This is a genomic window from Morganella sp. BCCO 40_0007 (genome assembly GCF_032989665.1).
Lineage (GTDB): Bacteria > Pseudomonadota > Gammaproteobacteria > Enterobacterales > Enterobacteriaceae > Morganella > Morganella sibonii.
This window is the reverse complement of sequence record NZ_JAVBIN010000005.1, coordinates 133326-144699: the sequence shown is the minus strand read 5'-3', so window position 1 is coordinate 144699 and position 11374 is coordinate 133326. Positions and strand designations below refer to the sequence as shown.

Genomic DNA, 11374 nt, shown 5'->3' with positions numbered 1-11374 from the left:
TAAAAGAATAATGTCTCTTTCTTTTTATATGCTCACTTATTTGTCTTTTCGGAGCGTATAAGGTTATGTATATACGTTCAGATGATACTTTTATAAACTAAACCGCCTCTCTGATTATCCGCCTTTGCTTCTGAAGGAGACAATGGCATCTGCTTGTCACAGAAATGTCATTCCCTCATCACAATCCCGGTATTTTCCTATTAGCAAAGTCGTTAATTAAATGTAGCATCAATACAGTCAGATAAGCCTGAAGTAATCACTATCAATATAGTAACCTATGGTTACTATATACTTTTTTTTTTACAAATTAAAATTGTATTACGGCGGTATCCGAATTTTGGATAAACATTTCGCCCGGTTCCGCCCGGTACAGAGATGCATTTTTTCTGTTACACCCGGAATAAGTAAGCAGATCAAAATTTTCAGTTTTTTGCTTTTTATGATAGCGGCGGATTGCCGGAAAAAAAGTATCACCTTGTGATTGCCATCACGATTTATCACCATTTTTCTGAAAACTTTCTCAAATTCCGGCCGATCGCTATGACGAAAATCACGTTTTTTATCCCGTGATCCCGCTTCAGCACCACGGAAAACCAGCTGTAGTGTGACACTGGTCAGATAATTTCTATCAGCCGGACAGCTGAGGATTTAGTTCTTTATTCTTAAAATAAGTAAAAAACCCGCCACCATCCCTATCAAAAATTATCACTAAATATAAATATTCTGTTGATACACAGAATAAAGCCGGTGGATTTGCCACCGGCCAAACCTTAAGGCTTTATTAAAACAATCGCGATAATTACCAAAATTTGTACAAAAATCATCAGACAGGCAGTTCAGATGCAATCATCCAGTTTACTGCACTGACACTTCTTTCCAGACTGACACGGCAGACAATGCCTTCGATCTCTTTCTGTTCTGCCGGTGTGGCACGGACTTCGGCACAAACTTCCAGTTTTCCGCCGGTTGTATCTGCACTGCTGAGTGAATGCAGCCGGACATGCGAACCATTCAGTGCCTGAAGGATCACCGTTCTGACCAGAATTTCATCTTTTTCATGACAGATAACCCGGATTTTGTAGTCCTGTACGAGATCTGTGGCGTGAATAACCGGCCGGGCATTGATACGCTGCGCAGCTTCCCGCAGCAAAATATTGGCGCATAAGATCACCAGTGCCGCTGTCAGCGCAGGCCCGAACTCTCCCAGACCGCACAACACGCCAATACCGGCAGAGCACCATAACGTAGCGGCCGTATTCAGCCCGCGGATATTCATACCTTCACGCATAATGACCCCGGCCCCCAGAAAACCGATCCCGGAAACCACCTGCGCGGCTATCCGGCCGGGACTGTCCGGTGATGTCGTGACAGAACTTAAGATAAATACAGCGGCACCCACTGCCACCAGCGCATTGGTCCGCAGACCGGCCATCCGCTGACGCCACTGGCGCTCCGCACCAATCAGAGCACCGAGTGCCAGCGCAGCCAGTAAATTGAGTAAATAAGGAATTGCAAACATAGTAACCTCCACCCGAAAGACGCAACAGCGTCAGGTGTTAACAGCAGAAAATGTAAAAATAACGAAAGAATTCTGCTCAGTAACCCGGAGGAAAGAGTGCGTGAGAAACGATAAACATACTGCATACCTGTTGCAGTGATACAACCGGGAACCGGCAGATCATCTGTAATTATAAAAAATGCAGTACCACAGAGAGGTGCTGCCCGCCATCATCGTACCGGCAGACAGTTTCAGAAAAGAAAGGTGTGCCGGATCAGTTATTAATTGAGTGATAACTGTGACTGTCCAAATCCGGGTCCTCTGTTCAGAAAAGATGCGCGGAGTATAGGTTGTCCGCAAAAATATGTAAAGTCAGAAATTATTTTTCGGCGTGATGAATACACCATCCCCGCCCTCTTTTTCATTGAAGAACCAGATGCCATCCGGATATTCCGGCAGAGCCACCAGATACATCACACCTTCACTAAAAGGTTCGATCAGTAATATCCGGCCTTCGCGGGGTTCATCCGCATCCGTTTTGACATAAACGGTATCGTTAATCTGCATAATCCGGCTCCCGGTGATCATAATAAGGTGATAAACATAAAAAAAAGATATAAAAAAAGCCCGCCACTTACGCGGCAGGCTTGGAATTCGGTTTGGCTATATCTTACAGCGGAGTTACGTTAGCTGCAGCCGGGCCTTTAGCACCATTCTCGATGGTGAATTCTACTTGTTGGCCTTCGCCCAGGGTTTTGAAACCTGCGCCTTGAATGGCAGAGAAGTGAACGAAAACATCTTTGCTGCCATCAGCTGGAGTGATGAAACCAAAGCCTTTAGATTCGTTGAACCACTTAACTTGACCTTTCATTTTGTCAGACATGTGACTTTCCTATATATAAATAAATGCATTGCCATTTTGGCAGGTACTGGCCGGAAGCAAAAACTAAATGGAGGCACACAGCATATGAAACGGTCAAAGGCTATCCTGGATAACACTCAACTTAAACGCTCAAACTCAGTTGTCATACATAAAGCTGCTCTTTTTAGGGCCGCAAACATTAACTCATGAGTGGGGATGAATAGCAACTGATTTATTACCGTGAATTTTAAAAAAAGTGAAAGAGCTCATATTTATTAACTTTTATCCGGCTAATTGTCTGCGATTTCAGCAAATTGAGCTGCCGGGCGCACCTGATTTAACAGCAGTAAGACTATTCTTAATAATCCTTATAACATAACAGTTATTCCTCACAAACACCGTAACTGTTCTGCGCGGTTGTGTTCCGGACATGTTAATATAATGTATCAGAAAGCAGCAGACCTCCGGAGGTCATTCTATGGATGTCGTCAGAACACTAATTACCGGCGCTCTTGATAATATCAACCAGCGTGAGAAACGGGACGGGAAACCCCGCTTCAGCAGTCATTTTATCCGCACCTATCCTTATTTATGTCTGGCGATGGTCGTATCCTATCTCGTGCTGGGTGTTCTTATTTATTATGCACCCTATTTCGGTTTTTACTGGCTGCTCGGTTTCAGCGCCCTGTTCCTGGTAATGGCCGCGGTTTTACTTTTTGAAGTTAAGCCGGTTTACCGTTTTTCCGATATCGGCGTACTGGATTTACGGGTGTGCTACAACGGCGAATGGTTTGTCAGCGAAGCCGTGCCGCAGGAAACACTGACCGCAATACTGAGTCACCCTCAGGTCAGCGATACACTGAAGCAGGATATCCGCCATATGACAGAGACAAAAGGTACAATGTCGTTTTATGACCTGCATCTGATGGCCTATCCGGAAGAACACCCGGAAAAACCACGCTCTCACTGGATGAAAGGTGCGGCTTAACCCTCTGTTTATGCCTGTTTTTCATTCACCCGGGTTACTTGCTGAGCAAACGGTATAAAATTGTCTTTTTCCCGTTGACACAACCGGATCACCCCGTTAATATGCGCCTCGTTCCCACGGGAACACGCTTCCTCCATAGTTCAGTCGGTAGAACGGCGGACTGTTAATCCGTATGTCGCTGGTTCGAGTCCAGCTGGAGGAGCCAGATTTAAGGGGAACAGACGTTCACTGACGTCTGTTTTCTGCATTTCTATCAGATGGTTATCCCCTTCTTCAAGTTCACCCTCGTTCACTAAAAACCACTCGAAACCATACCCATTTGCTGGTAAAAATGTTGGTAATGGTAGTTCGATTGCATTTTACCAACAAGCAGGGGATGCCGTTATGCCACTTACTGATATCAAAGTAAAAAACGCCAAACCTCTCGATAAGGAATACAAACTGACCGATGGCTTTGGCATGTTCCTTCGCGTTACCCCCAAGGGTTCTAAATATTGGCAAATGGCCTATCGTTTCGAAGGGAAACAAAAAATCTTCTCCATAGGTGTCTGCCCTGCTGTTTCACTTACTGATGCAAGACAGCGCCGTAATGAAGCGAAAAGGCTTCTTACTCAAGGCACTGATCCTAACGCCAAGAAATAGGCCGAAGTTAAAGAGCTGAAAGTAAAACGCGACAATGTACGGGTTTCCTTGCAAACAGGTCGAGCACAAAGGCCAGGTATGTTCAGCGTTTACCTGTCCAGATATACGTTACGTCGCCGCACCATACCTGATTGAGCTCTATCACTGGAACTGTCGCTCAAGGTAGTTCGGGATAGCAATGTGTTCATGACCACCACGCTTATACCGGTGAACAGGCTGCTGACAGTTCACCAGCCCCAGTTCCTTCATTAACCGGCCGGCAAGCAATCGTCCCATCCTGAAGCCCCTGCATGTTGCCATTATGGCGATATTTCTTGCACCTGCTGAACAATAGCTGAGGCCGTGCAGCTCCTGAACCTGACGACGTAATACGGCTATGTCAGGCCGGTTTTCCCGGTATCTGTAGCTGCTGCGGTGAACTCCGAACACGCAGCAAAGAGTGGCCACAGGATAATTGATCTCTTCCCTTTGTTCAGTACCGGTGTAAAGTGCTAGACTGTGTCGAACAATTATAAATATCTAAGTGATTGATAGAATTTTATATTGAGCTACGAACGTCCGTTGCGATAAGTTAATCAATGATAGCGTCACTCAAAGGGAGGAGGCATGGCATCTGCAAGACAGGATTTTGAAAGCTTTGTGCAGTGGTTATACCAACCAGAGAGGCAAGTTCCTAGTAACGTGCGACGCTTGGCTACCTTGGCCCTTGCTAACTTTGACGAATTGGCGGGAACTTCGCGACAACGAAGCCAGCGCTCCACATTTCTGGTCAGTCTAATGCGGCAAAAGCTTGGCGACACAGTAGAGGCACCTCCGCTCGACATCGCTGAAGCAAACGTCGGTGTCTGGTCATGGAACAAATTGCGTCACCTGACACTCGGGCCATTTCGGGGATTCAGAACACCTGAACCTTTTGACTTAACAAAGCAGATCATCTTATTCTACGGCCCCAATGGTAGCGGGAAAACCAGCCTTTGCGAAGGATTAGAATATGCCCTTCTGGGTGATGTCGAAGAGGCCGGAAGTAAACGTATTGCGGCTAGCACGTACCTAAAAAATGTTCACGATGGACGATTCGACCCTCCAGTCCTAAAAGCAACGGATCAACAAGGACGGGAGGTTGACGTTGTCGCCAACCTCGACACCTATCGCTTCTGCTTTATTGAAAAAAACCGAATTGATGCATTCTCAAGAATCGCTGCCCGACCCAATGCCCAACGAGCTGAACTGATTGCCACGCTGTTTGGTATGGACCAGTTCAATGAGTTCGTAAGAAATTTCAACGAAAGCATTGACGGACAGCTTGTGCTAATCAGTGATCAACAAAATGCCTTGGCACTTCGCCGTAATGCATTGGCGGCAGATGGAGCAACCGTTGAAGGAGCTGCCGCCTCCCTGCAAGTATTGGATGAAGAAGAAGCTTCTCTAGCGAAAGAGTACGCGATTGAACTCACATACCAAGCCCTTAAGGGCTTAGTTGGTTCGGCTGAGGCCCCTGGTCGTCTTCAAGAGCTAGATAATATTTTGGGAGCGATTCCACCGAATATTATTGGCATCACATGCCAAGGCCTCCAAGATGCTTTTGCTGAAGCACATCAAAACTACGAAGAGCTGGATGCAGTCATCAATGCTCTTCGAGCCAAAAGCGACCAGGTTTCTTTCAAGACACTCTACAACTCTGTTCTCGCCTTGCAACAGACCATTCGAGATCGTTGCCCCGCTTGCGACACACCACTGACAGGTGTTGTCGTAGATCCGTTTGGGAAAGCAACCGATGGCTTGCAAAAGCTTGAAGAGCTAGGCGCACTTCAAGATAAACGGCAAGCCATCGAGGTAAAACTAGGCCAAGCATCACGCGCGTTACGGCAAATGCTAACCCCACTATGCGCATTTGTAACAGCTAACCAAGAAGAGGAAACAGTACTCGGTCGTTGGGTATTGCAACTTCCTGCTGAGCCTGTCGGACGATGGTGGACAGATATCTACCCCCAGCAGCCCGCTGATCCACACGGATTGCCGTCACTTGAAGATATTGTAACCTTTGTAGAGCGCATGGTAGCTCAAGACGATACGTCACGGAAGGCTCAGAGAGAGCGACAATCGCACATCGACGAACGTCGGCGACTCAATGAGTTTCAACTAAAGGTCCAAGCGCAAGATCTCAAACGGCAACAACTGCAAGCAGATATTGAAGCCGCGCGTAACCGAATCAAAGCCTTCGATGAAACAAATGCCGAGTTGATCACACAAGCGGCTCAGGAAGCACTAGATATCGTCCGCGACACACCATACAAGGCTGCCTATGACAGATTTCTTGAAACATTGAGGTCTTATAGAGATCAACTTCCCGGTCAGCTAATGGCTGGCCTAAACGAAGCAGCTAAAGATCTCTATAACACTTTCAATCGTAATGATCGCGAAGAAGACAAGCTATCAGCGCTGTATCTGCCTTTAACCGATGATGGCAAGATCGAAATCAGTTTTCAGGGAAATCCTGATATTCGCGTCGATGCACTCCATGTTCTTAGTGAGGGACATATTCGCTGTCTCGGACTGGCAATCCTGATGACCAAAGCAAAAAGTATCGGCTGTCCAGTTATCGTCTTCGATGATGCCATCAATGCGATCGATCATGACCATAGAGGTGGAATCCGAGAGGCTATTTTTGAAAGTGACCACTTCACAAACACCCAGTTGATCGTCACCTGTCATAGTAATGAGTTTATTAAAGATATCCAACAACACCTACCTGCACAGCGTAGGAATGGGTGCCAAGTTTATCTACTAAGACATCACGATGGTAACTATCAACCGAAAGTAACCGGCAACATACCTAGCGCGAACTACATCGCCAAGGCCAGAACAGCAAGAGAAACACTGAACGACCGAGATGCGTTGGCTGCTTCACGCCAAGCGTTGGAGATGCTGAGCGAGAAAACTTGGCGCTGGCTTGGAAGTCATGATCTTGGTGTGCTAAATCTCATGCTCGCTGGAGTTGGCGCTGAGCCCGGATTGAGAAATTTATGCGAAGCATTAGTCAAGAAATTGCGAGATTCTCCAACCTTTAATCACGCGAACAAGGAGCCACTTCTTACAGCTTATGGACGTATTTTGGGTATCCCCGTTAACAATCTTGTCTGGACCTACCTCAACAAAGGCACTCATGAAGAAGCGGACCGCGATGACTTTGATGGAGAACTTGTGGAGTCCGTTGTCCAAACTCTTGAAGAACTTGACCGACTCGATCTGCGAGCCGGGCGCTAGCACTCGTTGCTGCTCACTTTTTTTCGACTGAGCAAAACAATTAACTTCGATAAAAGACTGATGCCACTAAGTGGCTAACCTAAATGGAAATTTCTGGATAAAGAAAAATGCTATGAGAAAGGAACCTCCTTTTATCTCACGTATCCTGCTGCACCAAAATGGGTGTCACGGCCGCATTTATGATAATGAACTTGATCCGAATCAAGCCCCCATCGTGATACTGGGCGACGCTGGAATGGGGAAAAGCCGCTTGCTCACTCAACTAGCCACAAAAGAAGGTTGGGACATCGTGCGAGCCGACGAGATCGATCTGACTAATAACCGTGCCTCGACAGTCTGGCTGATCGATGCACTAGACGAAGCTGCAGACACTACCGCTGAAGCGTTAAAGATGGTTTTGCAGGAACTGAAAAAAAGTAACTGCCCATCCTTCATTATATCCTGCCGTACCTCAGATTGGTTGCATGCAAAACATACAAGCTGGATCCAGGCCGCCTACGGCAAGGAACCTAAAATACTGCATCTACAACCATTCGATGACGAAGGTATCCAGACATTTCTGCGTGTATACCTTGACTCAGAGCAAATCATCAAGCTCCAGTCACACCTCGAACGCTTCGGATTTACCCATTGGCTTGGTAACCCACACACACTGAAACTGATTGCAGAAAGTGCTGTGCATGACAAAATCCCCTGCAATCGCTCCGAACTGTTCCAATATGCAGTGGAACAATTGGTTAGCGAACATAATGACATGAAGACAAACAACGCTTTCGCTCTTAATGATGCTTTAGAGTTAGCGGGAGCTGTTTGTGCAGCACTTTTTCTTACCGGCCACACGGCTATTTCTCTTAAGGCAAAACAAACCCGTATTACCGATTTCCCTCTCATCGAACTTGAGAAAATACCAAACGGCGATCGGATCAAAGATTTGCTGGGCACTCGCCTCTTCAAGGCGCTTGATAACAATCGTTTCGAATACATTCACCGGAGCATCGCCGAATACCTAGCCGCTTACTGGCTGACACGCGAACCTCTGCCAGGAAGAAATCAGCGACGACTGCTCGGAATATTTCATCAGTATGGCACCGTACCCTCTGGCCTGCGCGGTATTCACGCATGGTTGAGCATGAATTCGAAGCTGTCCCAAAGTGTAATAAGTATGGATCCAGCCGGTGTCATCGAAAATGCGGACCTAGCTAAGCTTGATATTAAATCATCCAACCTACTACTAAAACAATTGGAAGAGTGCTATACGAGTAATCCAATGGCACTTTCGTGGTGGCGCCTCGGCAGCGCCACTGAACTGACCAACAAAGGCCTGATGGAAAAGCTGGTAAACATCGGGAGCGATCGAAATAAACCAGTCCGACTGCGCCTATTTGTTCTTGAATCCCTAGAAGCAGCGGCAGAACTTGAGCCGTTCAAAAAACTCTTGTTGGATTTCATACACGACAGCACGGAAAATTACGCCATTCGTCGGGCAGCATTGCAGGCATTGTTTAATTTCTTACCCAGAGGTGAAGTTATTGAGTGCATTCACGTCCTGTATAATTATGATGATCCCGACTCCGTTAGATTAGCCTTCGACCTTGCTTGCTTGGTCAATTTTGACGGTGTCGAAAATAAACTACTTGCTACTCTTATAATTGGCTGTTCATATCAGAATGAACGCTTCGGTGAGCTGGATAAGTTCGCTCCGCTGAAGTCTAGCTTTCCGGTACTGCGATGTCCTTCGCTGTTGGATTGTCTGATCAATCAAATGCCCCAAGAGCCATTCAGTACAGAATTCTATACCCGACAGGATAATGAATTTCGTGAATTGCTTATTGCCTTAACTTTAGCAGCCATGATGGCCAATAAGTTATCTCCGACCCAAGCTTGGTGCGTGTTCATTTTCCTCTATTCAGTTCCACTTTACACATTCCTAGATTCCTCGTTCACCAAACATTTGGCCCAAGATCACTCATTTCGCCAAGCCATACAACAATATGTGATGCTCGACTGTACAGATGATGATGAGAGCCTTACCCAACGATATGACCGGCTGTTAGAGCTAGGTCTTGTTTGTTCAGAAAGCGATATAATCGCGATGTTGGCGAAACTGGACGTCGACGATTTAAAGGACGAGCGTTGGAAGACACTGGTAAATCTTGTTCATCATGATAATGAGCACGGTGTTAAACTGCGTGCCGCTGCGCTACTTTTTGCCGGTGACCACCCGCAAAGGCGAGCTTGGGCAAGTAACATCGAACTAGACTTCAGTCAGCAAGCCCGTCGAGAACTCTTACAGCACGAAAATCAGAGACGCGAGGAACAGGATCGTCACGACGCAACAACCAGGCTGGATGAGCATAAGGCTGCGATGGCTGCCATAAGCTTGGGCGATCACAGATACCTGATGAAACCGGCTAAAACCTACCTGCACGGGTCTCGCCATATTAATGACGCAGAAGACAGGTATGCCGCTCTAGTGCAGTGGGCTGGTGACGAATTGGCAACCGCAGTTTTTCAAGGCTTCGAAAAATATCTTCTGAACATTCAAAAACATCTATCGTCTGAAGCGAGCAGCCAGTACTTCGGTCACCTCAGACTGTACGAACACAACAACCAGAATATGGTTGAGCTTTCCGCAGAGATCATCTTGGCTGCAGCCATCGAGCATATACGCACTCGAAGTTCTTTGGCATGTTTAGCGGACGAAGCGCTATTGGCTATCTTTCTTTCAACTAAACAACTCATTTTCAAGGCACCCGATACGTTGAAAACACTGGTATACAAGACGCTAAGCAAACGCAATCTTCTGATGGAGGCAATAAAGCTCTGGTTCGAACCCAGTATATTTCGCGGCGAGAATATCCCACAAATTTTTCCAGATAGTCCTGAACTCTACAAGCAAACCGAGAAAATTCTGACGACGCTGGCAAGCGACTGGCTAGAGTGCCAGCCTGACCTGCCCGAGGACTCTCAGCACTGGTGCTTGCAGCATCTTGCTTTCAATAAGCCAGACACACTTCCTCATGTTCTACAGCATTGGGGACCAAAAAATTCTCGTCCCATGCCATTATCCATTGAAGCTGTGCAACTCATCGTGAACTTCAAGGAAATGTCAGTACATCTCAATAGCACTCCCGTGAACCCTGAACTATTGCTGGCACTTAGTGAGTTTCAGATGCTCACGCCAACTGTGGCCACTACCCAGTGGATCATCGAAAGATTCCGGGGTTTGTACCCTATGACAGACTGGCTCAAGGGCAACTTGCACGATGAAGGCTGGTCAAGACCGGAAAATGAATACCTGCAACGCCTGATTTTCCAGCTAAGCGAGCAGCAAACCGACGAAGCATGCTCGGCTATGAACCTCCTGTGTGAAGCACCTCGTGATAGTTACACCGATTTCCTATGTGAACACCGCGCCCTTCAACGTCAGCACAACAAGGGAAAGGTATACCAGCCACTTACATTGGAGGCGTTGCTTGCAATCAAGTGTGACGAACCACCACTTACCGGAGCTGATTTTTTGGCCTTCCTTCTCGAACAATTGGATGTTGTGCAGCAGCGGATCAAAAATGACGAAATCAACTCTTGGAAACTGTTTTACAAGGACGATGGCAAGACGCCACAAGGAGAAGAATGTTGCCGAGATCGTTTGATTGGAATGTTTGAAAATATAGCGGAGAGTATCCGATTCGCCCCCGAAAGACGCGTGGTAGACCAAAAACGCGTGGACATCATGTGCGAAACCAGGGGTATCACATTACCCATAGAAATCAAAGGTGCTTGGAACCGACAACTTTGGAGCGCGGCCGATCATCAACTCGATGACGGGTATGTCAGCTTTCACAAAGGCTCGGACCTAGGCATCTACTTAGTGTTGTGGTTTGGCAAACAATCCAAGAAACCTCCCCGTCCAGCAGATGGGTGCCCATCCCCCAGTACTCCTGAGCAATTGAAAACGATGCTGGAAGAACGTAGCAAGGCCGTCAAAATGGGACGAGTTAAGGTAGTCGTGATGGATATGACACGCAGTTAGCATGTAAAGTGACCTGTAACTTTGTCTCCGCTCCAAGCAGGGCAATATCCTATGGTTTTGACAATTTTCTGTGAACTAGCCACGCTT

7 protein-coding genes, 1 tRNA gene and 1 pseudogene are annotated in these 11374 nt (G+C 46.9%); 5 read left to right on the top strand and 4 right to left on the bottom strand.

Going from position 1 to position 11374, the window contains the following annotated elements; genetic code table 11:
• Nucleotides 1-823 precede the first annotated feature (823 nt).
• From R5268_RS07630 to cspE, 3 genes are all read right to left on the bottom strand, one after another.
• Complete coding sequence (locus R5268_RS07630) at nucleotides 824-1519, bottom strand: MgtC family protein (RefSeq protein WP_046892447.1); 696 nt, start codon at nucleotides 1517-1519, stop codon at nucleotides 824-826.
• 351 nt (nucleotides 1520-1870) lie between these two features.
• Nucleotides 1871-2065 carry a protein DsrB gene (dsrB, locus tag R5268_RS07625; RefSeq protein ID WP_046892448.1) on the bottom strand — a complete coding sequence of 65 codons (195 nt, stop codon included), beginning with the start codon at nucleotides 2063-2065 and terminating at the stop codon, nucleotides 1871-1873.
• A gap of 103 nt (nucleotides 2066-2168) precedes the next feature.
• Nucleotides 2169-2381: a transcription antiterminator/RNA stability regulator CspE gene (gene cspE, locus R5268_RS07620; RefSeq protein ID WP_004240014.1), complete on the bottom strand. Its 213-nt coding sequence runs from the start codon at nucleotides 2379-2381 to the stop codon at nucleotides 2169-2171.
• A gap of 457 nt (nucleotides 2382-2838) precedes the next feature.
• On the opposite strand from cspE, the gene R5268_RS07615 reads away from it, so the two are divergent.
• The 3 genes from R5268_RS07615 to R5268_RS07605 all read left to right on the top strand — a co-directional run bounded on the left by R5268_RS07615 (nucleotide 2839) and on the right by R5268_RS07605 (nucleotide 3990).
• On the top strand, nucleotides 2839-3348 hold the full coding sequence (locus R5268_RS07615; protein WP_107678434.1) for a YlaC family protein: 510 nt from the start codon (nucleotides 2839-2841) through the stop codon (nucleotides 3346-3348).
• 129 nt (nucleotides 3349-3477) lie between these two features.
• Nucleotides 3478-3553, top strand: a tRNA-Asn gene (locus tag R5268_RS07610).
• Between the two features lie 179 nt (nucleotides 3554-3732).
• Nucleotides 3733-3990 carry an Arm DNA-binding domain-containing protein gene (locus R5268_RS07605; RefSeq protein ID WP_317419089.1) on the top strand — a complete coding sequence of 86 codons (258 nt, stop codon included), beginning with the start codon at nucleotides 3733-3735 and terminating at the stop codon, nucleotides 3988-3990.
• 85 nt (nucleotides 3991-4075) lie between these two features.
• On the opposite strand, the pseudogene R5268_RS07600 reads toward R5268_RS07605, so the two are convergent.
• Nucleotides 4076-4443: pseudogene (locus R5268_RS07600) on the bottom strand (IS3 family transposase); the annotation flags it as partial.
• Nucleotides 4444-4596: 153 nt separating this feature from the next.
• On the opposite strand from R5268_RS07600, the gene R5268_RS07595 reads away from it, so the two are divergent.
• Entirely contained in the window at nucleotides 4597-7254 is a 2658-nt protein-coding gene (locus R5268_RS07595) for an AAA family ATPase (protein ID WP_317419088.1), read from the top strand.
• Nucleotides 7255-7366: 112 nt separating this feature from the next.
• On the top strand, nucleotides 7367-11287 hold the full coding sequence (locus tag R5268_RS07590) for a hypothetical protein (protein WP_317419087.1): 3921 nt from the start codon (nucleotides 7367-7369) through the stop codon (nucleotides 11285-11287).
• Nucleotides 11288-11374 lie beyond the last annotated feature (87 nt).